Genomic DNA, 23,611 nt, shown 5'->3' with positions numbered 1-23,611 from the left:
ATTAATACAGCCATGCCTCCAGGCTGACTGCCGCCAACATAGCGATGGCGGCAAGCTGGAATCGCTGATCGTAGGCATCAAGGCGACGAACCAAGGCTTCTCGCTGCTCAGGAGGCGTGCGTTCGTAAACGTTAGAAGACCATGCGAACAACACAAACAGCAAAACACAGATTAGATATGAAACCGCATAGAGACGATCTAGATAGGTGAGATAAGGCGACGGTGGGACTTCGGAATGATAACCCTGCTGGAGAAACACCATCGTGAGAAGCGCAGTCGATGGAATGGCGATCCGCACATCACCCAGTGAACCCTCAAGATACGGTGAGATCAAAACGATCAGCAAGACGATGGCGAGTGGCAATACATCTGACACGAAGGCCGGCCAGAAGGTGTGACGGAAATGGAGAACTTCCTCCAACTGGCTCACCTTGACCATTCGCATCAATCCGTAATCCGTCCGATAGGTGCGAACACGTGAAAAAACATCCGCAGAAATAAGCTCATATCCCTCCAGATTCGCATATTCACCAATAATTCCACGCTCATTTCTTATGGGAAGAAGAAATAGCTTGCGGCCATCCAAACTCGAGTACGCCGGTGTAACCTGCAGGGTGATCGGCAGTGTCAGTGTATTAAACGGATAGCGTCGTAGATCGAGAGTATGAAGATAAAAGCGCTGAGAGAAACGAAAGCTCTGATGCCACTTGCCATTCCACTTGACAGGCTCAAGCACATCGGGAACGAGCTTACCGTTCCAATCTTCTACTTGGTTAACAAAGTCGATTAGCTGAACAGGCTGTGTATTCTGGCTCAGCAGAATACGTTGAACATCCTCGCCCCACTCGAGCCAGATCCGACCATCGGCCGAGTAGGTTTTGCTTCTGAGAGATAAATCATAGATATTTTCAATATGAATTCCAGTGTCAATTCGAATTTCATTATCAGCAAGGGCAAATGCAGGAGCTAGTGTCTGAATTAAAGGCTGCTGGGAAACTTGCCGACTCCAGGACATCAGCCGCTCCATCTTTGGAGCTTGCCGCGCCATTCGAACGACACTGGCAACAGGCACCCATAACAAAAGGAGGATTAAAAGGGATGCCACAAGGATTGGCAGCCAACCCAGCTTCAGCGACGGTGTGCGCCAACCTTGCTTTGGAATGAGGGACACTACTGACAACCTCTCAGATACAGAGGGATTTTTGATACATTATCTCATACTCGTCGAAATGCCACTTTCAAGACGATTCTCAAAATAACTCCGGAAGCGAAGTCAGCCAAGTGGATCATGTGCCTACGCTGATGCCTCAAGACCTATCACCTAGCGCCCTGATCCGGCTCGAAATCCGAGCCCGGCTACGCTGGGCATTCTGTTGCGATCATCATTTGGGCTTCACGATCGCTGTCATCCAGGTGGGAGCAAATCTCGGCGGCGGTCCCGATGATCTGCACGGCGACACGTGACGGCAGCAGTGTCTGAACGCAAGCGTCAAACCAAAGCTCGACCATGCACCTCAGACACTGGATCATCGCCCTGGCTTGTGTGAGCGGGGTTGTGGCTGTGGTCGCCACTGGTCGGAAGGGAGTGGGATTGCACGAAAAAACAATTCAACACAGAACAACGCTCCTCGAATTCTGGCCACATTCATTTGCTCTGCCTAGATGTATCAAGCCGCTCAATAAGCTGTTGCAGTCGTTGATCTTGCTGCTTGATCTGGCTCGTGAGTGAGACTCCAAGCACTGCCAGGGCAGTCAACCAGACGGCAGAGGTCAGCGTGATAGCCCTCCAGGGCAAGCTTTGCCCACAATCAGCAGACTGCTCTTCATCGAAAGATGTCTTCTGCTTCTTGGTCTTGGCGCTGAGGACAGGCTCGACCTCTGGTTCTTCAAGGGTCAGAATCAGACGCAGGAGAGCTTCTGGCGTGGCGGGTACAATCGAGCTTGCTGTTGATTCTGTCTCCATCAGCTTGGTGAGCTCGCCACGGCATTGATTGAGGCCACCACCTGCCCAGAACAGCCCCCATGCCTTCTTATGGCGGTGCAGGACAACCCAACGCTCGGGTCTTCTGTCGTTGCGGACCAGTTGGCACGCCTTAGCCAGTGACCAAGTTCTCCCAGCGCTGACAGAGGGTTCAGAGCTAAGGAGGAGCCTGCCTTGTGGGTCTTTGCTATAGCCAGTGGCCAGCTCAAGAGCAAAGACGTCAATGATCTGAACTTTGACTCCCTTTTGGTCTGGATTCCACGTAGGGGACATGAAGAGCTGGGCTCCTCCGACCTTGTGGAGGCAGTCACGCATTGCAGTGTTATCAGGCATCCAATGTTGATCGATCCATGACAGTGTATACAACACCAGCCTAGATTATGCCACTCAAAAATGGATGGAGCAGCATCGTCGTGATACCAGTGCAACATTCTCCCGATGACCAATCGTTGAGCAATCCACAGGTCAGTTGTGGAGCAACCAACGGTGGCTGAGGTGATCGCCATGGCTGATCCGGCTGGATAGCAAGACCTTCTGATCGAGGTAGGGCCAAGCGTCGATGGGGATCTCGCCGGCGGCGGGATCGTGACTCGGGCCACGGGAGCGAACGCGAGCAGGGGTGCAGGGCTTGGCGCCCCTCCAGCAGGGGTGAGATCTCCAGCGCTGGATAAGGTCGGAACCCTTTAGGGCCTTGCACCGTTTGCCTTGTTCCCCCGCCGACCGGCATCCCCTCCAGGAGCACCACGCCCTTGCCGCCTTGGAGCAGGGTGACTGGCTCAGGGAACTGGCTCTACTCCATCTGGGCGATGACCTGCATCGCAGCGCCCTTTCCCACAACGGTTACGACGACACCGCCTTTGATGTGATGCTTGGTATCGCCGATCTGCTCGAAAGCGATCACGGCTGGAGCACCGAGCAATCAGAGGCCTGGCTCGATCGCATGGGCCTCTGGGAAGAGAACTTCTAAGTCCGCAAAACGCCGCCGGTAGCCTCCAGCTCTGCCGCTGGCAGCAGCGCAAGGTGTTCCGGCCGGGCGTCCACTGGGTGCGCAAGAACCCTGCAGCTCTCTGCTCAACAAGCCATAACCACAAGAAAGGGGGCCGATGGCCCCCTTTGGCTACTCAGTGGGTGAGGAATCTCCTTGTGATCAGGCCGCCTCGCTCTGGTCCCCGAGCATCCGCCGCGCCACAGACGCCTTGGTCTGTTCGCCTGTGATCTCACTTCAATAGGTGCGGCGGTGCACCTCGGGGCTGTGGCCCATCACCGCTGCCACGTCCGCGTCGTTCCAAGTCGTCGTCTCACGCGCCCGGATCGCATAGGCGTGCCGCAGGTCATAAGGCACGCAGCGCTCCTTGCGTTTCTGCGCCTTCTTCTTGCCCTGGGCAGGCGCTGTTTCCACCCAGGCATAGAGCTTGGTCTTGAGCTCAAACTCCGCCTTGGCGTCTGAGCTGCGCAGCTTGTGGCAACACACCGCCCCCAGCCGTTCGTTGTTGTCGCAGCGTTTCACCAGGTCGCGCTCGGAATCAAACGGCTGGCCGTCCTCATTCACAAACTTGGGCACATAGCGGCGGCGCAGCTCCTCGAGCCGCTGCTCTCCCTTGGCCCCGCCCAGCTGATAGCGCTCCACCCACTCCGCCGGCAGCGGCAGGGCCACCCGGAAGCCCGTTTTGGTCACCTTGATATGGCGGGCTGCCACGCCGATGCTCACCATTCCCTGCGCATCCGGCAGCTCCGCGATGTGCCACACCTCATGGGGCCTGAGCCCGTAGGTGGCCACCATCGCGAACACCCACCCCCACAGCGGGTCTTCCTCCACCACCTGATCCAGCCACTCCTGAATCGCGGCCGTGCTCGGGATGCGCCGTCTGGATTCACCTGCGGCCACCAACGCGCCCTTCTTGCGGTTCACCATCCCCTTGAGCTCTTCGCTCAACGACTCAGGCGCAATCGCCCCATACCCGGCCCGCCGCAGCAGCGACACCACCTCCCGCTTCTGGCGGAACCCCTGGCGATGCGTCGCCATCGGGATCAGCGGGGCCGTCGGGTCCTCCAGCCGCGCCTTGAGGCTCTCGCTGCTGTGCAAGGCAAATCTCCGCACATCCGCCTCCGTGGCCGCACGGTCCGCCGGCAAGAGGCAGAAGTAGCCCTTGCCCTTGAACGGGCCCACCAGGTTCATGTTCACCCCCTGGCCCCGTTGGAACGCCACCACGGCGGCGCAGATCTCCGGCCAGCAGGGAGCGGCGAGATGGGCAGCGCTGCCAGCACTCGGCTCCGCCAGAGCCGTCCACGGCTGGGGCCGATCGCTCCGGCCTTGCTCCACCAGCGAATCGCAGAGCCGCTGCACATCCACGTCGCTCTGGGCTGAGTAGCCCCGCATGGCCCGCTCACGCGTGCCCCCACCAGGAAGGATTTCGTAGACGCTCAGCCACTGGCTATGGCGGCGCACACGGATGCGCAGGGGCAGGTCATGGAGGCGCAGGATCCCGTTGGCGCGCTCCAGGGGAGAAACGAGGCAAGGCATGACGGTGGAACCACTGAGGTGAGGGTTCCCCGCTTCTGTGAACGAGGGCCATGAGACGGACCCTGAGACGGCGTGCGTCCTTGGCAGTTTCTTGGCAGTTATGCCAAGGAAATGACACAACTACGGTTTTCGGCGTCCTTGTGCGGTCTCATTTCGACCGACTCAGAAGCCTTCTGAAAAACCTGGAATCCCTTGTGCCGCAGGGCTTGGCCCTTACAGTCCAAACGAACTCACTAAGTGGGTCGCCTGAGATTCGAACTCAGGACCAATCGGTTAAAAGCCGAGTGCTCTACCGCTGAGCTAGCGACCCGCGCCCGTTGGGCACAGGGAAAACGTATCACCTGGGGGTGCCCTGCTCCAAGCCGGCTGAGGATGGTGGCCCTGCCTGCTGCCGCTCTGCCGCCATGGCCTCCTTCCCCTGGCCTGAACCCACCGTGCATCCCGATGCCTGGGTAGCCGAATCCGCCGTGATGATTGGGGATGTGCGCCTGGAGGCCGGTGCCAGCCTCTGGCCCACCGCCGTGGCCCGGGGCGATGTGTGCGCCATCGTGATCGGCGAGGGCAGCAATGTGCAGGACGGAGCTGTGCTGCATGGCGATCCCGGCCAACCGGTGCGGATCGGCTGCGACGTGACCATTGGCCACCGGGCTGTGGTGCACGGGGCCACCCTGGGAGATGGCTGCCTGATCGGCATCGGCGCAGTGGTGCTGAACGGTGTACGCGTGGGTGAGGGCGCCCTCGTGGCAGCTGGCGCGGTGGTAACCAGGGATGTGCCCCCCCGGGCCGTGGTGATGGGCGCCCCCGCCCAGGTGAAGCGCGAGCTCAGCGACACCGCGGCCGCCGACCAACGGGACCACGCCCGCCGTTACCGCCAGCTGGCCATGGCCCACGCCGGCCGCTCCCAGGATCCCGGCTTCCACCCCGGTTGAAATTGCTGCGATTTGGATCAACCCGGGCCGTGGGCGTCACGCTGCCCCTGGAGAGTCCGTAGGATCCGCCCACGCAGTTTTTTCCCAGCCATGGACGCACGGCTCCTGCTCGTAGTCACCCCCGTTCTTCTGGCCGCAGGCTGGGCCGCCTTCAACATCGGTCGCGCCGCTGTGGGTCAGCTCCAGCTGATGCTCAAGCGAGCCAACGGCTGATCCACACAAGGCCCCACGTTCCAGCACCAAGCCAACCGGCTCCTAGCCTGATGTCCTCAGGCAGAGCCGGTTTTTTCATGGGCACCTCCAATCCAGTGCTGGTGATTGGGGCCGGCCTGGCCGGCACAGAAGCCGCCTGGCAGATCGCCAGGGCCGGTATTCCGGTGCGGCTAGTGGAGATGCGGCCGGTGCGCCGCTCGCCCGCCCACCACAGCAGCGAATTCGCCGAGCTGGTGTGCAGCAACAGCTTTGGCGCCCTGAGCAGCGATCGGGCCGCTGGGCTGTTGCAGGAGGAATTGCGGCGGCTGGGTTCCCTGGTGATCCGCACCGCCGATGGCCACGCCGTTCCCGCCGGCGGCGCCCTGGCGGTGGACCGAGGCCGCTACAGCGCCGCCCTCACCGCCGCCCTGGAGCAGCACCCGCTGGTGAGCGTGGAGCGGCGTGAGCACACCACCCTGCCGGAACCAGGGGAGATTGCGGTGCTGGCCACCGGCCCCCTCACCAGTGAACCCCTGGCCGAGCAGCTACGGGCTTTCACCGGCCGCGACGACTGCCACTTCTTCGATGCCGCCAGCCCAATCGTGGAGGGAGAGAGCATCGATCTCTCCGTGGCCTTCCGGGCCAGCCGTTACGACAAAGGCGACGCCGACTACATCAACTGCCCCATGGACAAGGAGCAGTTTCTGGCCTTCCGCGAGGCCCTGCTGGCGGCGGAGCAGGCCGAGCTCAAGGATTTTGAAAAAGAGAACGCCACCTTCTTCGAGGGCTGCCTGCCCATTGAAGAGCTGGCCCGCCGCGGTGAAGACACCATGCGCTACGGGCCGCTCAAGCCCATCGGTCTGTGGGATCCCCGCTGGGGCGACGTGAGCGACCGCGACGTGCGCCGCGCCAACCGCGCCTATGCCGTGGTGCAGCTGCGCCAGGAGGACAAGGATGGCCGGCTGTGGAACCTGGTGGGCTTCCAGACCAACCTCAAGTGGGGGGAACAGAAGCGGGTGCTGCGGATGATCCCAGGCCTGGAGAACGCCGAGTTCGTGCGCTTCGGGGTGATGCACCGCAACACCTTCCTGGAGGCCCCCCAGCTGCTGGACCCCACGCTGCAGTTCCGGCAGCGGCCCACCCTGCTGGCGGCGGGCCAGATCACCGGCACTGAGGGCTATGCCGCAGCCGTGGCGGGGGGCTGGCTGGCGGGCACCAACGCAGCGCGGCTGGCCCTCGGCCAGGAGCCCATCAGCCTGCCGGCCACCTCCATGATCGGCGCCCTCACCCACTTCATCGCCGAAGCTCCCAGCGAGAAGTTCCAGCCCATGCCACCAAACTTTGGCCTGTTGCCGGAGCTGCCGGAGCGCATCCGCGACAAGCGCCGCCGCTACGGCGCCTACCGGGACCGGGCCCTGGCGGACCTGGAACCCTTCGGGGCCGCTGCGGCTCCCCCTGCGACCCAGCTCTGCGCCGCCTAGGGCAGCCTGACTCCTAGGGTCGCCCCAGTGGCCACCAGCGTGTTGACCAGCCCCGCCCCCAGTTACGACGTGATCGTGATCGGCTCCGGCATCGGCGGCCTGGTGACCGCCTCCCAACTGGCAGCCAAGGGCGCCAAGGTGCTGGTGCTCGAGCGCTACCTGATCCCCGGGGGGTCAGGCGGCAGTTTCACGCGCGATGGCTACACCTTCGATGTGGGCGCCTCGATGATTTTTGGCTTCGGCCAGAAGGGGCACACCAACCTGCTCACCCGCGCCCTGGCGGATGTGGGCGAGGTCTGCGACACCATCCCCGATCCGGCCCAGCTGGAGTACCACCTGCCCGGTGGTCTGAACGTGGCGGTGGATCGGGACTACGACAGTTTTGTGGCCCGGCTCACTGCCCTGTTTCCCCACGAAGCCCAGGGCATCCGCGCCTTCTACGACACCTGCTGGCAGGTGTTCAAGTGCCTCGATGCGATGCCGTTGCTCTCGCTGGAGGATCCCGCCTACCTGGCCAAGGTGTTCTTCAAAGCCCCCCTGGCCTGCCTGGGGCTGGCCCGTTGGCTGCCGGTGAACGTGGGCGATGTGGCCCGCCAACACATCCGCGATCAGGCGCTGCTCAAGTTCATCGATATGGAGTGCTTCTGCTGGAGCGTGATGCCGGCAGACCTCACCCCCATGATCAACGCGGGGATGGTGTTCTCCGATCGCCATGCCGGCGGCATCAACTACCCCAGAGGGGGCGTGGGCGTGATTGCCCAAAAGCTAGTGGCGGGGCTGGAACGCCATGGCGGCGCCATCCGCTACAAGGCCCGCGTCACCAAGGTGCTGCTGGAGCAGGGCGAGGCCGTGGGGGTGGAGCTGGCCAGCGGCGAGCAGATCCGCTCCCGGCGCGTGGTGAGCAATGCCACCCGCTGGGACACCTTCGCCGGCACCGCTGGCAGCGCAGGCACTGGGAGCCAGCCGCTGGTGGATGCCGAGCACACCCCTAAAAGCGAAACCACCTGGCGCCGGCGCTACAAGCCCTCCCCCTCCTTCCTCTCCCTGCATCTGGGCGTGAAGGCAGACATCGTGCCGGCGGGATTCCACTGCCACCACCTGTTGCTGGAGCACTGGGAGGCCATGGAGGCGGAACAGGGGGTGGTGTTCGTGTCGATGCCCACGCTGCTGGATCCCTCGCTGGCACCGAGCGGCCACCACATCGTGCACGCCTTCACGCCCTCCTCAATCGAGGCGTGGCAGGGCCTCAGCCCAGGGCAGTACGCCGCCAAGAAACAGGCGGATGCCAACCGGCTGATCCAGCGGCTGGAGGCGATCCTGCCGGGGCTGGAAGGTGCCATCAGCCACCGCGACGTGGGCACACCCCGCACCCATCGCCGCTTCCTGGGCCGCATGGGCGGCAGCTATGGGCCCATCCCCTCCCTGCGGCTGCCAGGCCTGCTGCCGATGCCCTTCAACCGCACCGGCCTCAAGGGCCTCTATTGCGTGGGGGATTCCTGCTTTCCCGGCCAGGGCCTCAATGCGGTGGCCTTCAGCGGCTTCGCCTGCGCCCACCGCATCGGCGCCGACCTAGGCCTCAACCCCTGGGCCCTGCCCGCCTGAGCAGCGGTGGAAAACCCTCCATCCGGGCCCCGCAACGGGATCCCAATCTCCATAAGCTGAATCACCAACGGCGTATGGCCATGAGCTCCGCCCCCGGTTCTCCCCCCTTTCCCAGTTCCGAGGAACTGGCCCGCTATCTCGAACAGCGCGGCGAACTGGGCAAGCCCTGGATGCTGCAGCTGCTGCGGCTCACCAAGCTGAAGGAAGCCAAGGGCTCCATGGAACCCCAGGAGTACGTGGAGAAACTCCAGGAAGCCCACGCCGACCTGATGCGGCTCGGAGAGTTCTGGAAGGGCCGCGAGCAGGAGGTGTTTAGCGGCCGCTACCAGCCACCTCAACTGCTTGAACCCTTGCCAGGCTCCCCGGAAGATCGATGAGCCTCGAGGCGCGGTCGTACCCGATGGCCCCGCTGATCCGGTTCACCCTGATCAGCCTCTATCTGGCCCTGGTGTTGCCCCTGCCCGTGTTGGCCACGGCACAGCTGCAGTTAGCCCTGCTGCTGGCCCTGCCTCTCGGCCTTGTGCTGGTGCTCGCGGCCACGAGTGAACAGGTGCAACTCGATACCAACGGCATCCGGGTGACCCACGCCCCCTGGTGTGCCTGGCTCTGGCGCCGCGGCTGGGAGGTGACATGGAGTGACGTCACCGGCCTCACGCCCGTGGCCACCAGCCAGGGCGGACGCGTGTACTACGTGCGCAGCCCCAAGGGTGCCTACCTGCTACCGCAGCGGGTGGCTCACTTTGCCGACTTCCTGGGCCGCTTCCAGGCGGCCACTGGCATCGACACCACGGAGATCGGCCGAATCAGCCCGGCCTGGACCTATCAACTCCTGGCGCTGCTGTGTGGCCTGATGCTGGCCGGGGAAGCTGCAGCGGGCTGGGCCCTCGCTACGGGGCGATGGGACTTCCCACCAGGGTTGGGGGGATAGGGCTGGCTTCTGGAATCGTGTCGAGGCTGAAGCGGTAACCATGCTGGCGCACGGTTTCGATGCCACCGCCCTCCCCGAGCCCGGCCTGCTCCAACTTGCGCCGAAGCGTGAGCACCTGGGTGTCCACGGAGCGGGGGCCACCGCTGAAGGGAGGCCAGGCCATGCGCAGCAGCTCGCTGCGGCTGCGCACCATGCCAGGTGGCATCAACAGGGCGCATAGCAGGGCAAACTCCCGCGGGCTGAGTTCCACCGGCTGATCCCGCAGGGTGACCTGGCGGAGCAGCAAATGCACCTCCAGCGGCCCAACGCACACCCGCTCCTGCAGACCGCTGGCGCTGCGACGCAACAGCGAACGGCAGCGGGCCGCCAGTTCCTCTAGGCCGAAGGGTTTGCGCAACACGTCGTCGGCGCCGGCATCCAGCAGGGCCACCAGCGGCTCCGCCCCGGAGCGGGCGGTGAGCACCATCACCGGACAGCGCAACTGGGCCGCCAGCCGCAGGGCCGAGGTTTCCTCCAGCAGCTCAGCGGCCACCAACAGATCGGGAGCCTGGTCCTCGCAGAGGGTGAGGGCCTCAGTCACGGTGGCCACCGCCGCGGCCAGATGGCCGTCCTGGCGGAGGCGCTGGGCCAAAACCGTGCGCAATGTGGGGTGGGGATCCACCACCAACACGCGCTTCAACGCTGGTTCCGTGGCGCCACCGACAGCGGCACCAGGAATGGGATTGGGGTCTAGTTGCACCCGCTTCTCCGTGCCTGTTCCTACGCTATCCGCATTTCACGGCCCACAGTGGTATCAGGCGATGCCTTGCCAGCTGTCCCCTCCGGTCCCGTCATGACCGCTCTGCAGAACCCAGACGCCATCCGCCACTTCCAGTCGCTGTGCGACGCCTGCCAGTCCCTGGCCAGCCGTTACCACGGACCCGCCGAGCTGCGCCTCTACGCCGATGGCTATCTGCACGCCCTGCGACGCACGGCCATCCTCGATCCGATCTCCCAGCGTCGCCTGGAGGAGCTCGTGGATCGCTGGATCCTCGACCCCTCCAGCTTCATCGGCCCCGGCGACGACAGGAGCACCCTCTACGAAAGCGGGCGCCACTGACCCGGGATCAGGCCAGAGCCACAGCGAGCTTTTCGCGCAGTTCGCCGGAGTTGTACATCTCAATCAGGATGTCCGATCCGCCCATAAATTCCCCGTTCACGTACACCTGGGGGATGGTGGGCCAATCGGAAAACTCCTTGATTCCCTGGCGCACCTCCATATCGGAGAGCACGTCGAAGGTTTCAAACGGCACCGCGAGGGCGTTGAGGATCTGAACCACGTTGTTGGAGAAGCCGCACTGGGGCATCAGCTTGTTGCCCTTCATGAAGACGAACACGGGGCTGCTGCCCACCAGATCTTCGATGCGCTGCTTGGTGGAGGCGTCCATGGCAAATGGGATGGGAAGGATCAGGAAGGAAGGGACGTTTGCACCGCGAGGGCATGGATGGCCTCACTGGCCAGCTCGCTGCGCAGAGCGCCGTACACGAGCTGGTGCTGCTTCACCCGGCTGAGGCCAGAAAAAGCGCTGGACACCACCTTCACCTGCAGGTGATCACCACCACCGGTGAGGTCTTCCACGTCAACGGTGGCATCAGGCAGCGCCTGGGTGATGGCAGACCTCACCTGGTCGGGATGGACCATGGCCAGTGGCGATCGAACGGTTTGGAAATCTAGGTGGCGTGCCCTTGGGCTGAGGGATCAGCGGCCAGGGGTTGCGGCTGAGCCCGCGTAGGGCGTGCTCACAAAGCCCAGCTCCAGCAGGTTCTGATAGGCCTTCTGCCCAAGAGCGCTGGCCGGGGTCATGATCTGAACCACTTCCACCAGCAGCGGCACAGCCACCTCGGGTTGGTTCATGCGCCGCAGCAGGGCCGCCAGACGCAGGTCAACGGTGGCTTGCAGCTCTAGGGCTTCCCGGCCCTTTTGATCCATCTCCCGCGGAATGCGCGCATCCAGACCGCGGAACGAACCGCTGAGGTTGCGGTAGAAGCGGGTGAGGTTCTGGGCCCCGAGGCGAGCCTGGTCGTAATCCACCTTGGCCTTGGCCAGCTTGCCGGCGGCGGCGGCGGCATCTCCCTGGGCCACCTTGGCGTTAATGGCGCTGAGGTTGAGGCCGATAGTGCTGGACTCGAGCACCTTCTGGGGCTCGTCCTGGGCGATGGCCGGCAGGCTGGGGGAAAGGACCGCCAAGGCGGCAAGGCTGAGGGCAGCGAGGGGCCGGCGCACGGCAAAGAGCAGAGAAGTCGAAAAACTCTACGGGCGCTGCAGTGGTCGTCCCACGGCGCGGCGGGCCGCTTCCTCAGCTGATTGGAGGCTGGCCATCAGGGCAGCGTTGAGCACCTTGGCGGCCTCACGGCCCTGGCCCTGCAAGCGCAGGGGCTCGCCAAAGCAGAGGGCGGCCCGTCCGCCCAGGCGTGGCCGGGACGTGCCGTAGCCGATACCCACCGGCACCACCGGTACGGCCACACCTTGGCCCTCAGCCAGGGCGGCCAGGCGGCCCAGCCCAGGCATCAGGCGCAGGGGGGTGTCGTCCTGCTGAATGCGGCCCTCCGGAAACACCACCAATTGCTCACCCGCCTGCAGCAGCTGCACGGCAAAGCGCAGGGAGGCCGCCGCCGGCTTGCGGGGATTCACGGGAAAGCAGCCAAGACGATGCAAAAACCAGCCCTGCAGACCAGCCATCTCATCGCTACTCACCATGAAGCGGCAGTCGCGGCCGGTGACCCGACGCCCAGCGGCATGGGGCAGCATCAGCGCATCCCAGCGGGAGCGGTGGGTAGGAGCCAGCAGCAACGGCCCGGTGCGGGGCAGATGCTGCGCCCCCATCACCTCCACACCGCGGCAGAAGTAGCTCCTGAGCGCCACGTCCTGGGTGAGCACCATGGCCACGGGCGCCAGCAGGGGATTGATCCCATTGCAGAGGCTGCGCTCCCGGGTGGTGAGCGCCAGCGACTGCGTCGACTGCGCCGTGATCTGGCCGTTCACCTGCCCCCCCACAACTCTGATCTCAGAACCTAGAGCTGAGATTCGCCGCCCAACGGGCGCGACGGGCAGTTGCACGAGCGGGTCGCTCGCCATCCATAAGATCCACACCCACAGCCTCTCTCGGTGCCATGGCCAGCCTCGGCGTGAACATTGATCACATCGCCAACGTGCGCCAGGCCCGCCGCACCGTGGAGCCGGATCCCGTGAGTTATGCCCTGCTGGCTGAACTGGGCGGCGCCGATGGCATCACGGTGCACCTACGCGAAGACCGGCGCCACATCCAGGACCGGGATGTGCAGCTGCTGCGCCAGACGGTGCGCAGCCGCCTCAACCTGGAGATGGCTGCCACCGCGGAGATGGAGGCCATTGCCCTGGATCTCCGTCCCGACATGGTGACCCTGGTGCCCGAGAAGCGCGAGGAGGTGACCACCGAAGGCGGCCTGGATGTGGCCAGCCAACAGCAAGCCCTCACCGGCCTGGTGGGTCGGCTGCAGGACGCCGGCATCGGCGTGAGCCTGTTCGTGGATGCCGATGCAGCCCAGCTGGAGGCCTGCCGAGCCACGGGGGCCCGCTGGGTGGAGCTACACACCGGCACCTACGCCGAGGCGGACTGGCAACACCAGCCCCTCGAGCTAGCCCGGCTCACCGAGGGCAGTTTCATCGCCCGCAGCCTCGGCCTGCGGGTGAATGCCGGCCACGGCCTCACCTACCAGAACGTGGAGCCTGTGGCCGCCATCGAGGGGATGGAAGAGCTCAACATCGGCCACACCATCGTGGCCAGAGCCCTGGCCGTGGGCCTGGAGCAGGCCGTTCGCCAGATGAAGGCGCTGGTTCAGAATCCCCGCCGGGACCCCCTGTTCGGCAGCACCAGTTCATGACCCAGTACCACTTCGTGGCCGCCAGCGAGGCCTTCCTCACCGTGGAAGAACCCCTCGACGAAGTGCTCAAAGAGCGCGTTCGCCACTACGGCGAACAGGGCAAGGCCATCGACTTCTGGCTGGTGAAGCGCCCCGCGTTCCTGGATGCTCCCGAACTCAGCGCGATCGGCACCCAGGTGCCCCGCCCTGCTGCAGCGGTGGTGTCCACAGACGCCACATTCATTGAATTCATGAAGTTGCGCCTCGAGTTCGTGGCCAAGGGCAGCTTTGAAGCACCCTCCGCCGGGATCCCCGACGCGTTGGCCAGCGCCGGCTGAGCAGGACCTGGCACCCAGAACAGCCTGGCGCTCAGAACAGCCTGGCGCTCAGAACAGGCCGAGGAACTTTCTGCGGGGAGGCTCTCCATCCGAACGCTTGGCTGGATCGGCATCCTGCTGATAGCGGGGCTTGGCATCACCGATGGTGAGAACCGCTTCCTTGTTCTTCCACCAGATCCAATCGCGGATCGGGGGCGTGTTCACCAGATCACGGCGGCTGAGCCCCAGCCCCAACTTGCTGGAGGCATCAAGCAGCACATCCACCATCGCGTCGCCGTCCGTGCAGCGGGCCAGGGCTTCGTTGGTGCGCTTGGCGCCGTCCAGGGCCTTCACCAGGGCCGCGACCCGCTGACCCACCGGCAGCGACTTGGGATCCATCACAGCGTGCAGCTCTGATCGGCAAGCTACCAGCGATTCAGGGGCTGACAGATCAGCCCATGGACCGCCAGACTGGTCTTAACGCGTCCTCTTCATGACGTCCGTCAGCAGTCGCTGCCATCACTGGGTGATCGGCGACGTCCATGGGTGCGCAGGCTCGCTCGAGCAGCTACTGGAACGGCTGCCCAGCGGCGACCGACTGGTGTTCTGCGGCGATGCCATCAACCGCGGGCCGGCCATCGCCAGCACCATGGCCCGGATCTGGGGCCTGGTGGAGCAGGGCCGGGCCGTGTGGCTGAAGGGCAACCACGAGGCCGACCTGGTGCAGGCCCTGCGGCGTGGCCCTTGGGGCGGCCAACCGAGCCTGGCGGGCTGCGACACCTACCGCCATCTCGGCGATCAACTCTGCCGTCAGTGGCTGGAGCGACTCGACAACCTGCCGATGGCCTACTGGGGAAACGGCTGGGTGGCCACCCATGCCGGCTTTGATCCCACCACCTGGCAACCGGATCTCCGGATACGCATGGGTTTCTGGCAGCACTACGACGGCCGCTTCGGCGACGTGGTGATCGGCCACACCCCCGGCCCCCATGTGCGCCATCTGCGCCACATCGTGATGGTGGACACGGGGGCTTGCTACGGCGGCGACCTCAGCGCCTACTGCCCGGAAACGGGCGCCGTCATGGCCGTGCCCGGGCTGCGGCCCGAGGCGGCCGCCCCCCTGCCGGGCCTGCGCATCCCCAGCCTGAGTCGCTGCTGACCCCTGTGCTCACGGTATTCCGCAGCAACCGCGCCGAGATCCTGGCCCGGGTGCTGGCGGCCAAGCTGCAGCTGGACCCACCCGGCCCCTTTGAGCAGGCCCAGGTGATCGTGAACACCTGGCCCACCAGCCGCTGGCTGGGGGAACAGATCGCCCTGGGGGTGGGCGGTGAGGAAGGCACCGACGCCGGTGGCATCGCCGCCAATCTGCGCTTTCCCTTTCCTGGCAGCCACCTGCGGCAGCTGGTGGAGGGGTTACTCGCACCGCCGGACACCGCCATGGCCCCGGGCCCCGATCCCTGGCGGGCCAACCAACTGGTGTGGCCCCTGCTGGAGTTGCTGCCGGCGTTGGTGCAGCAACCGGAAGCACTGCTGCTGCGCCGCTGGCTGGAACAGCGGGGCCACGGAACAGGGGGCCAACTGGCCCAGCTGGATCGGCCCCTGTGGCAACTGGGGCGGGCCATTGCCGACGCCTTTGACGACTACACCCTCTACCGGCCGGCCATGGTGGCGGCCTGGTGCGCGGGCCAGCGCCTCGATGGCCACGGCCGGCCCCTGGCGACGGACCAGCACTGGCAGCCCCTGCTGCTGGCCCAGTTGGCCGAGCGCCTGGCCACCCAGCCCTTCGGCCTGCGGGTGGCGGCGGTGATCGAACGCCTGCAGACATGGCCGAGGGGCGAGCCGCTGCCCGGCCTGGCGCTGGACCAGCCCCTGCGGCTGTTCGGGCTCAGCAGCATGGCGCCGATTCAGGTGCAACTGCTGCAGGCCCTCTCGGGGGTGATGGAGGTGGAGCTCTACCTGCTCACCCCCTGCCGCGACCTGTGGCAGCGCCTGGAGGGGCAGCCCGGCGGCCTGGACCCCCTCGGCGAAGACTGGCTCCTCAGCGCACCGCGGCTCGAGGCCCGCTTCGGCCGGCTCGGGGCCGAGTTCCAGAAACTGCTGGAGGGGTCCGGCGAAACCCAGCTGGGCGCCTGGCGCGAGGAAGACCTCTTCTTCGCCGCCGGCGGCGACGAGCCCAGTCTGTTGGAGCAGCTGCAGGCCCAGTTAGTGGATCCCGAGGAACAGGCTCCCCTCCGGCGCGCCGACAGCGACAACTCCCTGGAGTTCCACGCCTGCCCGGGGCGGCTGCGGCAGGTGCAGATCGTGCGCGACCGGTTGCTGCAGCTGATGGCGGCAGATCCCAGCCTGAGCCCCCGGGACATCCTGGTGATGACGCCCCAGGTGGATGCCTTTGCGCCGCTGGTGGGGGCCGTGTTTGGCGACAGCGCCGCCACGGGGGTGACCCTGCCCTGGCGTCTCACCGACCGCAGCCAGCAGAGCGAGGCCGGCATCAGCCAGGGCTGGCTGGCCCTGCTTGCCCTGGGGGGGGAACGTCTCACCGCCTCGGCCCTGGAGGGGCTGCTCGCCTGCGGGCCCCTGCTCAGCCAACACGGCATTGCGACAGCAGAGGCCGGCGGTATCAGCGAACTGCTGCAGCGGGCCGGATTCCGCTGGGGGCTGGATGGGGCCGCCCGCAGCGGCGACCCAACCCACAGCCTGGCCTGGGCGATCGACAGGCTGTTGCTGGGGCTGGTACTGCCCGAGGAACCGGGCCTGGCCCCCTCCGCCACGGCACCCCTGGCCATGGGCGGAAGCCTCGAGCAACAGCTGCGCTGGCTGGCGCTGCTGGGCCAGCTGCGGGATGCCCTGCGCCAGCTCCGGCAGCCCCGAACCCCGGCCCAATGGGCACCGCTGCTACGGCAGCAACTCAACGACCTGTTCGGGGACGGTGGGGAGCAGGCCTGGGAAGTGCAGTCGATCCTGGCGGCCATGGCCGAGTGGCAGGAGGTGGCCGGTGGCAGTGGGCTGCAGCTGGAGGCGCCGGTGGTGGCCGAGGTGCTGGGGGAGCGGCTCAGTGCAGACAGCGGCCGCTTCGGGCACCGCAGCGGGGCCCTCACCATCAGCGCCCTGGAGCCGATGCGCGCCATCCCCCATCGGGTGATCGTGCTGATGGGGCTCGATGCCGGCGCCTTCCCGCGCCAGCGGGAACGGCCTGGATTCCACCTCATGGAGCAGCAACGGCAACTGGGCGACCCCAGCCCCGGCGATCAGGATCGCTACGTGCTGCTGGAAAGCCTGCTATCAGCTAGGCAGCACCTCCTGATCACCTGGAGCAACCGCGACGAACGCACCGGTGAGCCGTTGATGCCCTCCACCCCGGTACGCCAGTGGCTGGCGCTGCTGGAACAGGAACAGCTGCCCATGCCCCTGCGCGAGCACGCCCCCAATCCACTGGAGCGCCGCAACTTTCTCAGTGATGGCCCCTGGCCCGCCGCCAGTTGCGATCGCCGGCTGCTGCAGGCGCGGCAGCTGTTGGAGCAACAGGCCAGCCAGCCCCCCCAGGCCCTCGCCCTGGGGGCTAGGCCCCAACCCGAGCCCCGCGCGGTCAACGACCCGTATGCCGACCTGCAGCGCTGGCTGATGACCCCCCAGGAGCTGTGGCTCGAAAGCCTGGGACTGCGGCCCAAGGAATGGAGTCGTCGCATCGACGATCTCGAAGCCCTCAGCCTCGATGAACGCCAGCGCTCGGCCCTGCTGCGCCAACAACTCGATCACACCGGCGAACCACCGGACTGGGTCCAGCAGCAACGGGGCCGGGGGCTACTGCCGCCCCTGGCCGCCGGCGAGCTGGAGGCCAGAGGCCTCCACCAGCGCTGGAGCTCCCTGCAGCTCGCCCTAGCCCAGCAGGGTCCCGAGCAGCGGCGCCTTGCCGTCCATGGCGATCTCCAGGCCGAGCTGGCCTGGCGCGGCGACGCCCTGGTGTTGCTCCACACCGCCAAACCGCGCTGCCGCCAGCGGCTCCAGCTGTGGCTGGATCTACTGCTGGCAGCCGCGGCCGGTGAGGCCCCGCGGCAGGGCGTCCTGATCGCCCGTGACGCCAACAGCTTTGCCGTGGTGACACGGCTGAGACCCCCGGCCGGTGCCCAGGCCGCACAGCTGCTGGAACAACTGCAGCAGTGGCGCGAGAGCCACCGGCAACGCTGCTGGCCGGTGCCACCGGAAACGGGTTGGGCCTATGCCGAGGCCGAGCGCAAAAAGGTGGGCAGTGGCCTCCAGAAAGGCTGCGCCACCTGGGAGGGCAGCGCCTACAGCCGCGCCGAACGCAGCGATGAGATCCAGGCCGCCTGCTTCGGGGCCAGCCTCAGTGGCAGCGAGCTACTCAGCCCAGAGGTCCAGAATTTGGCCCTGGCGCTGTTCACGCCCCTGCTCGACCACAGCGAAGCGGTGACGTCATGACCCTCCAGCCGCCGGTGGTGCAGCCCTTCGAGGCCAACGGCTTTCCGCTCGACAACGGCGTTCAGCTACTGGAGGCCAGTGCCGGCACAGGCAAGACCTTTGCCCTGGCGCACCTGGTGCTGCGGTTGGTGTGCGAGCGACAACTCGCTCTCGAGCAGCTGCTGGTGGTGACCTTCACCGAGGCCGCCGCGGCCGAACTGCGCGACCGCATCGCCCAACGGCTGCAGCAGGCCCTGGCGCTGCTGGAGCAGCCCGGAAGCACAACCGCCGACCCGGTGCTGCTCACCTGGCTGGCAGCCCATCCCGAGCTGAAGCCAGGCCCCCTGTTGCTGGCCCTGGAACAACTGGACCGGGCTGACATCACCACCATCCACGGGTTCTGCCGGCGCACCCTGCAACGCCGGGCCCTGGAAGCTGGCCTGGGACCAGCCGTGGAATTGGAGAGCGACGACGGCGAACGGCGCCGCCAGGTATGCCACGACTACTGGCAGCAGCAGCTCCTGCCCCTACCCGCCCCACTGCTGGCGGGGCTGGAACTGCGGGGGCTGAAGCCGGCGTTGCTGGAGCAGCACCTCAAACAACTGGATAGCGATCCCGCCCTGGACCTCGATCCCCTGCCACCCGGCTGGAGCGTCGATGAACCCCTGGGCACCCAACTGCAGGAGCACTGGCTTAAGGCCTGGGCCGCCTTTGCCGAGGAATGGAACCACCGCGGCGAGGCCCTCGAGCATGACCTCTGCAGCACCGCCGCCGAACTCAAGGCCCTGGGGGGCGGTTCGACCACGCCCTATGTGGCCAAGCCCCGCAGCAACCGGGTGGCCCAGGTGAACCACTGGCTGGCGGCCCAAGCGGAGCCCCCTGGCTACGACGCCGTGCTCAGCCTGCTGAATGGCGAGAAAAGCACCCGCGAGCGGCTACTGCTCGACTACTTCCACCCCGGCGCCTTCTGCAAGGCAACCAGTGCCCTGGAAGGGGAGGGACGCTCCTTGCCGCAGGCCCCCCTGCTGGAGGCCATTGCCGGCCTGGTCGATGCTCCCGCCGAACTCACCCTGCTGCACAGCGCCCACTGGGGCCGGCGGGAGCTGCGGCAACGTCGCAGCCGCAGTGGCCGCATGGGCTTCGGTGAGCTGCTGGAGGGTCTCGACCCGGGCGAGCAGCCGGACGCCGCGGCCACCAGCCTGTTGCAGGCCCTGCGGGACCGCTACCGGGTGGCCCTGATCGATGAGTTCCAGGACACCGATCCGATCCAGTGGCGGATCCTGGAGCAGGCCTTTGCGACAGGAGATGCGCAGCGGCCCGCCAGCCATCTGCTGGTGATGGTGGGCGACCCCAAGCAGGCGATCTACCGCTTCCGCGGGGGGGAACTGGCCACCTACCGCCTGGCGCGTGACCGGGCTGGTGCCATCCATGGCCTGTTCGAAAACCGTCGCTCCTCAGCGGCCCTGGTGGCTGGCCTCAATGCCCTGATGGCCCCGGGGCTGGTGCGCTCCCAGCTGGAGGTGCCGCCGGTGCAAGCCCGCGCCGATAAGGGCGAGCTGGTACTGCCGGAGGGGGAAGCGGCGTTGCAGCTGCTGCCCTTGCGCGCCGACCAACTGCCTCAACAGGTATCGGGGCTGTGCCTGCAATTGCTGCAGCGGCGCTTGCTGCTGCGCCAGGGCGGGCCGGGGGAGGCGGTTCGGGAGCGGCCCCTCGAACCCAACGACCTGTGCCTGCTCGTGAGCAGCCACCGCCAGGCGGAGGAGCTACGCCGGGCCCTGGAGCAGAGGGGCCTGCCCAGCCGCCTGGTGAGCCGCGGCGATGTGTTCGCCAGCGAGGGCGCCACCGGATTGCAAAGACTGCTGGACGCCCTGGCGGACCCCGGCAGCCCCAACCGACAGCGCCTGCTGGCCGCCTCGCCCCTGCTGGGTTGGAGCGCTGAGACGATCGCCTCCGCCCCGGAGCAGCGGTGGGATGCCCTGGCCGATCAACTCTCACGGCTGGCGGCGGCCCTGCCGCGGCAGGGCCTGATGGCCGCCCTGGGCCAATTGCTCAACACCGAGGGAATGGCCCGGCTGGCGCTGGGGGGGCGGGTGCTGGCGGACATCCAGCAGGCGGCCGAACTGGTGCAGGAGCGACTGCACCGCGAAGGCCTTGGTGCCGCCGCCGCCGCGGACTGGCTCCGACGCCTGCGGCTCGATCCCGATCGCGAGGTGCCGGAGGCCCACCAGCTCAACAGCGATGCGGCCGATTCCGCCATCGCCGTGGTGACGGTGCACCGCAGCAAGGGCCTCGAATATCCGGTGGTGATCTGCCCCTACCTGTGGCGTGCCCCCAAACCCACCGTGGGGGTGGGCCGTCGCTGGCGGCCTCCCGGCAGGTCGGCCCCACGGCTGGACCTGCACCTGAGCCCCCACTGGGGTGTGGGCCGGCTCGCCTTCCGCGACCAGCAAGAGGCTGAGGAGCAGGAACGGGAGCGGCTCGCCTACGTGGCCGCAACCCGGGCCCGCCATCTGCTGGTGCTGGGCTGGGTGGAGGCCAAGGGCCAAGAGGCCAACCCCCTGGCGGGCTGGTTACTGGCCCAGGGTCAACGGCGGGAGCTGCCGCTCCATGAACTCGATCCGGATCAACTGCCGGGCCCCGAGGAACGCTGGCAGGCCCCCAAACAGGACGGCACCCTGGAGGTGGGTCCACGCCCCCTGCAAACCCTGGATACGACCTGGGGGCGCAGCAGCTATTCCGCCTGGGCCCACAGCGCTAGACCCCTGGCGCCCCAGATCACCGAGGAGGGCCGCGACACCGATGCCCTGAGCAGCGATGGCGCCGCCCTCCCTGGGCCAGGCACGCCGTGGCCCGCCCAGGGCCCCCTGGCCCAGTTCCCCCGCGGTGCCGGCCCCGGCGATGCACTCCACCGAATCCTGGAGCGCATCGACTACGAGACCCCCGCGGACAGCCCGGAGACGGCCAGCGTGGTGGCCCAGGAATTGCAGCGAGCCGGCCTGGACCCGGTTCACCAACAGTCCTTGCTGGCCGGCATCGAGCAACTGCGCCTCAGCCCCATGGGGGGAGCGCTGGGCGCGGCCCGCCTGGCAGATCTGCCGCGGCAGCAACGGTTGAACGAGATGAACTTCGATCTACCCCTGGCCGTGCCGCAGACACCAGGCCCACGCCCAGCCCTGGTCCGCGCCTCCGGGTTGGCCCGAGCCTTTGCCCAACACCCCGGGGGCCTATTTGGCGCGCGCTACGCCGGGACGCTGGCCCAACTGGAGGTGGCCAGCCGTGGATTCCTCACCGGCTCCATCGATCTGGTCTTCCGCTGGGGCGAGCGCTGGTGGGTGGCGGACTGGAAAAGCAACTGGCTGGGGGTGCGCGATGCCGGCGGACAACCCCTGGCCTGCGGACCGCTCCACTACAGCCAGGACGCCATGGCCCAGCTGATGGAACAGAACCACTACCCCCTGCAGGCGCACCTTTATCTGGTGGCCCTGCACCGCTATCTGCGCTGGCGCCTGCCCGAGTACGACGCCGCTCGTCATCTGGGCGGCTATGCCTACGTGTTTCCGCGGGGGGTGCCCGGCCCACTCGACCATCCCTGCAGCGAGGAAGCGGCCGTGCCGGGCATGCTGGTGGAACAGCCGCCCCTGCAGCGGGTTCTGGCCCTCGACACCCTGCTGCGGGAGGGCCAGCCATGACCAGCCTGGCCGTTGCCCTACAGGAGACCCTGCCCCGGCTCGGACAGTGCGCCGCGGAGCCAGCCGTGCTGGAGCTGATCGCGGCCCTGGCCAGCGGCCTGGAACGGGGGGAGCTGGAGCTCAACCTCGCGGGTGCGCCCCCTGAGGAGATCTCGCCGGAGGGCTGGCCGAGCCGCCATCGCCAGGCCCTGGCCGCCTCTCCCCTCGTGGCTCTGGCCGAGGCCAGCGAGTGCAACCCCGAGGCCCCGCTGGTGCTCGATGGCCTGCAGCTGCGTTGGCGGCGTTGGCACGTTCAGTTGCAAACCGTCCTGGAGAACCTGCAGGCACGGGCCCAGCAACCCCTCACGGCGGCAGCCACCGACGACCAGCTACAACAGGCCCTGGCCCACGCCGCCAGCCAGGGCCTCGATAGACGCCAACAGCAGGCGGTGCAGGCCGTGCTCTGCCACAGCCTGGTACTGCTGGGAGGGGGCCCCGGCACCGGCAAGACCAGTACGGTGGTCCAGATGCTCGCGGCGGCACTCCGGCTCCAGCCGCAGCTGCGCCTGCACCTAGCCGCCCCCACCGGCAAAGCGGCCACCCGACTGGGCCAGGCGGTGGTAGCAGGGGCCAGCCACCTGGATGCCGACGCCGCCATCGCCGAGCGCCTGCAGCAGGCCCCCTGCAGCACGTTGCACCGCCTGCTGGAGAGCAGTGGCGAGCGCTTCGGGCGTCACCAACGCCATCCCCTCGCCCTGGATCTGCTGGTGGTGGACGAGGTGTCGATGGTGGATCTCCCCCTAATGCAGGCCCTGCTCCACGCCCTGCCGCCCCATGGCCGCCTGCTACTGGTGGGCGACCCCGCCCAATTGCCACCGGTGGGCCCTGGAGCTGTGCTGCTGGAGCTGTGCAAACCCCAGCCCTTGCAGGCCCTGGGGGAAGCCGCCGTGGAGCTCACCACCACCTATCGCAACAACGGCGCCATCGCCGCCGTGGCCCAGGCCCTGCGGCCCAGCCCAACCCAGGAGCGGCTGCAGCTCGACAGTGCCTCCCTCATCACCCAGCTCCAGGCCCTCGGCCCCAACGAGAACCTGCGCTGGCACACCCACAGCACCAACCGCTTACCCCAGAGCGTGCTTGCTCGCCTGCGCGAGCACCAGCAGACGCTCGCTGGCCTGGCCAGGGAGCTCCAATGGCCCGAAGCGGACAGCCTGCCCCAGAACAGCGAGCCCCTGCTGGCGGAACTGGAGCAGTGCATCCTGCTCACACCCATGCGCCAAGGCCCCTGGGGGGTGGACAGCGTGCACCGCCAGCTGCTGGCTGAGCGCTACGGACAACCCATCCAGGCCTGGCCCCTGGGGACGCCGGTGCTGAACCAGCGCAACCTGCCGGAGCAGGGCCTGGCCAATGGCGACATCGGCGTACTGGTGGATCGAAACGGCGAACGGCTGGTGTTGTTCCCCAGCGGACGGCTGCTGCACCCCGCCCGTCTCAGCCAGGCCACACCAGCACTGGCCCTCACGATCCACAAATCCCAGGGGAGCCAATACGCGGAGGTGCTGCTGTTGATGCCTCCCACGCGCCACTGGGATCCGCGCCTGCTCTACACGGGCCTCACCCGGGCCCGTTCGCAGGCACTACTCGTCACGCCGGACAAGGCTGGCGTTTCCGCTGCCTAGGCTTGGTGGACACCTGGCTGC

23 protein-coding genes and 1 tRNA gene are annotated in these 23,611 nt (G+C 66.7%); 14 read left to right on the top strand and 10 right to left on the bottom strand.

The window, feature by feature from the left end; genetic code table 11:
• Nucleotide 1: 1 nt before the first annotated feature.
• Both KBZ14_RS09550 and KBZ14_RS09545 read right to left on the bottom strand, forming a co-directional pair.
• Entirely contained in the window at nucleotides 2-1,171 is a 1,170-nt protein-coding gene (locus tag KBZ14_RS09550; RefSeq protein ID WP_255118095.1) for a ligand-gated ion channel, read from the bottom strand.
• A gap of 474 nt (nucleotides 1,172-1,645) precedes the next feature.
• A complete protein-coding gene (locus KBZ14_RS09545) occupies nucleotides 1,646-2,350 on the bottom strand; it encodes a hypothetical protein (protein ID WP_255118094.1) in 705 nt (234 codons plus the stop codon).
• A 331-nt stretch (nucleotides 2,351-2,681) separates the two neighbouring features.
• Between KBZ14_RS09545 and KBZ14_RS09540 the strand changes: the two genes are divergently transcribed.
• On the top strand, nucleotides 2,682-2,948 hold the full coding sequence (locus KBZ14_RS09540) for a hypothetical protein (RefSeq protein ID WP_255118093.1): 267 nt from the start codon (nucleotides 2,682-2,684) through the stop codon (nucleotides 2,946-2,948).
• 255 nt (nucleotides 2,949-3,203) lie between these two features.
• Here the strand turns inward: KBZ14_RS09540 and KBZ14_RS09535 are convergent, their stop codons facing one another.
• Together KBZ14_RS09535 and KBZ14_RS09530 are read right to left on the bottom strand one after the other, a co-directional pair.
• Nucleotides 3,204-4,502, bottom strand: coding sequence for a site-specific integrase (locus tag KBZ14_RS09535; RefSeq protein ID WP_255118092.1), 1,299 nt, complete (start codon nucleotides 4,500-4,502; stop codon nucleotides 3,204-3,206).
• Nucleotides 4,503-4,740: 238 nt separating this feature from the next.
• Nucleotides 4,741-4,812 (bottom strand) — tRNA-Lys (locus KBZ14_RS09530).
• Between the two features lie 94 nt (nucleotides 4,813-4,906).
• Here KBZ14_RS09530 and KBZ14_RS09525 point away from each other — a divergent pair.
• The 6 genes from KBZ14_RS09525 (at nucleotide 4,907) to KBZ14_RS09500 (ending at nucleotide 9,634) form a co-directional block, all read left to right on the top strand.
• Nucleotides 4,907-5,431, top strand: a complete 525-nt coding sequence (locus tag KBZ14_RS09525) for a gamma carbonic anhydrase family protein (protein WP_255118091.1) — start codon at nucleotides 4,907-4,909, stop codon at nucleotides 5,429-5,431.
• A 90-nt stretch (nucleotides 5,432-5,521) separates the two neighbouring features.
• Nucleotides 5,522-5,644: a photosystem II protein Y gene (locus tag KBZ14_RS09520; protein ID WP_255118090.1), complete on the top strand. Its 123-nt coding sequence runs from the start codon at nucleotides 5,522-5,524 to the stop codon at nucleotides 5,642-5,644.
• 77 nt (nucleotides 5,645-5,721) lie between these two features.
• A complete protein-coding gene (gene trmFO, locus KBZ14_RS09515; protein WP_255118089.1) occupies nucleotides 5,722-7,104 on the top strand; it encodes an FADH(2)-oxidizing methylenetetrahydrofolate--tRNA-(uracil(54)-C(5))-methyltransferase TrmFO in 1,383 nt (460 codons plus the stop codon).
• A gap of 39 nt (nucleotides 7,105-7,143) precedes the next feature.
• Complete coding sequence (gene crtH, locus KBZ14_RS09510; RefSeq protein WP_255118088.1) at nucleotides 7,144-8,706, top strand: carotenoid isomerase; 1,563 nt, start codon at nucleotides 7,144-7,146, stop codon at nucleotides 8,704-8,706.
• Nucleotides 8,707-8,786: 80 nt separating this feature from the next.
• Complete coding sequence (locus tag KBZ14_RS09505) at nucleotides 8,787-9,083, top strand: hypothetical protein (protein WP_255118087.1); 297 nt, start codon at nucleotides 8,787-8,789, stop codon at nucleotides 9,081-9,083.
• 23 nt (nucleotides 9,084-9,106) lie between these two features.
• Nucleotides 9,107-9,634, top strand: a complete 528-nt coding sequence (locus KBZ14_RS09500) for a hypothetical protein (RefSeq protein ID WP_255118086.1) — start codon at nucleotides 9,107-9,109, stop codon at nucleotides 9,632-9,634.
• Here KBZ14_RS09500 and KBZ14_RS09495 read toward each other — a convergent pair.
• On the bottom strand, nucleotides 9,594-10,373 hold the full coding sequence (locus KBZ14_RS09495) for a response regulator transcription factor (protein WP_399219632.1): 780 nt from the start codon (nucleotides 10,371-10,373) through the stop codon (nucleotides 9,594-9,596). The two genes, KBZ14_RS09500 and KBZ14_RS09495, sit on opposite strands and share 41 nt — an antisense overlap.
• A gap of 93 nt (nucleotides 10,374-10,466) precedes the next feature.
• On the opposite strand from KBZ14_RS09495, the gene KBZ14_RS09490 reads away from it, so the two are divergent.
• Nucleotides 10,467-10,733, top strand: coding sequence for a DUF6761 family protein (locus KBZ14_RS09490; protein ID WP_255118085.1), 267 nt, complete (start codon nucleotides 10,467-10,469; stop codon nucleotides 10,731-10,733).
• A gap of 7 nt (nucleotides 10,734-10,740) precedes the next feature.
• On the opposite strand, the gene grxD is transcribed toward KBZ14_RS09490, so the two are convergent.
• From grxD to KBZ14_RS09470, 4 genes are read right to left on the bottom strand one after another with little or no spacing between them, the layout of a single operon-like run.
• Entirely contained in the window at nucleotides 10,741-11,061 is a 321-nt protein-coding gene (gene grxD, locus KBZ14_RS09485; protein ID WP_255118084.1) for a Grx4 family monothiol glutaredoxin, read from the bottom strand.
• A gap of 20 nt (nucleotides 11,062-11,081) precedes the next feature.
• Nucleotides 11,082-11,315, bottom strand: coding sequence for a BolA family protein (locus KBZ14_RS09480; protein WP_255118083.1), 234 nt, complete (start codon nucleotides 11,313-11,315; stop codon nucleotides 11,082-11,084).
• A gap of 57 nt (nucleotides 11,316-11,372) precedes the next feature.
• Complete coding sequence (locus tag KBZ14_RS09475; RefSeq protein ID WP_255118082.1) at nucleotides 11,373-11,897, bottom strand: hypothetical protein; 525 nt, start codon at nucleotides 11,895-11,897, stop codon at nucleotides 11,373-11,375.
• Between the two features lie 27 nt (nucleotides 11,898-11,924).
• Nucleotides 11,925-12,656: a lysophospholipid acyltransferase family protein gene (locus KBZ14_RS09470; RefSeq protein WP_255118081.1), complete on the bottom strand. Its 732-nt coding sequence runs from the start codon at nucleotides 12,654-12,656 to the stop codon at nucleotides 11,925-11,927.
• Nucleotides 12,657-12,784: 128 nt separating this feature from the next.
• Between KBZ14_RS09470 and KBZ14_RS09465 the strand changes: the two genes are divergently transcribed.
• Both KBZ14_RS09465 and KBZ14_RS09460 read left to right on the top strand, forming a co-directional pair.
• Nucleotides 12,785-13,534 carry a pyridoxine 5'-phosphate synthase gene (locus KBZ14_RS09465; RefSeq protein ID WP_255118080.1) on the top strand — a complete coding sequence of 250 codons (750 nt, stop codon included), beginning with the start codon at nucleotides 12,785-12,787 and terminating at the stop codon, nucleotides 13,532-13,534.
• Nucleotides 13,531-13,851, top strand: a complete 321-nt coding sequence (locus KBZ14_RS09460) for an MgPME-cyclase complex family protein (RefSeq protein ID WP_255118079.1) — start codon at nucleotides 13,531-13,533, stop codon at nucleotides 13,849-13,851. Before KBZ14_RS09465 ends, KBZ14_RS09460 begins: the two co-directional genes overlap by 4 nt.
• 48 nt (nucleotides 13,852-13,899) lie before the next feature.
• Here KBZ14_RS09460 and KBZ14_RS09455 read toward each other — a convergent pair whose 3' ends face one another.
• Nucleotides 13,900-14,229 (bottom strand): hypothetical protein, encoded by a 330-nt coding sequence (locus tag KBZ14_RS09455; RefSeq protein WP_255118078.1) that lies wholly within the window; start codon nucleotides 14,227-14,229, stop codon nucleotides 13,900-13,902.
• 94 nt (nucleotides 14,230-14,323) lie between these two features.
• On the opposite strand from KBZ14_RS09455, the gene KBZ14_RS09450 reads away from it, so the two are divergent.
• From KBZ14_RS09450 to recD, 4 genes are read left to right on the top strand one after another with little or no spacing between them, the layout of a single operon-like run.
• Complete coding sequence (locus tag KBZ14_RS09450) at nucleotides 14,324-14,989, top strand: metallophosphoesterase (RefSeq protein WP_255118077.1); 666 nt, start codon at nucleotides 14,324-14,326, stop codon at nucleotides 14,987-14,989.
• A gap of 5 nt (nucleotides 14,990-14,994) precedes the next feature.
• Nucleotides 14,995-18,264, top strand: coding sequence for an exodeoxyribonuclease V subunit gamma (locus KBZ14_RS09445; protein WP_255118076.1), 3,270 nt, complete (start codon nucleotides 14,995-14,997; stop codon nucleotides 18,262-18,264).
• Complete coding sequence (locus KBZ14_RS09440; protein WP_255118075.1) at nucleotides 18,261-21,932, top strand: UvrD-helicase domain-containing protein; 3,672 nt, start codon at nucleotides 18,261-18,263, stop codon at nucleotides 21,930-21,932. Before KBZ14_RS09445 ends, KBZ14_RS09440 begins: the two co-directional genes overlap by 4 nt.
• On the top strand, nucleotides 21,929-23,590 hold the full coding sequence (gene recD / locus KBZ14_RS09435) for an exodeoxyribonuclease V subunit alpha (RefSeq protein ID WP_255118074.1): 1,662 nt from the start codon (nucleotides 21,929-21,931) through the stop codon (nucleotides 23,588-23,590). The genes KBZ14_RS09440 and recD overlap by 4 nt, the downstream gene beginning before the upstream one ends.
• Nucleotides 23,591-23,611: the final 21 nt, after the last annotated feature.

The organism is Synechococcus sp. HJ21-Hayes (genome assembly GCF_024345835.1).
Classification (GTDB): Bacteria; Cyanobacteriota; Cyanobacteriia; order PCC-6307; family Cyanobiaceae; genus Vulcanococcus.
Note: the sequence above shows the minus strand (reverse complement) of the source record. Positions and strands in the feature narration are given on the sequence as shown.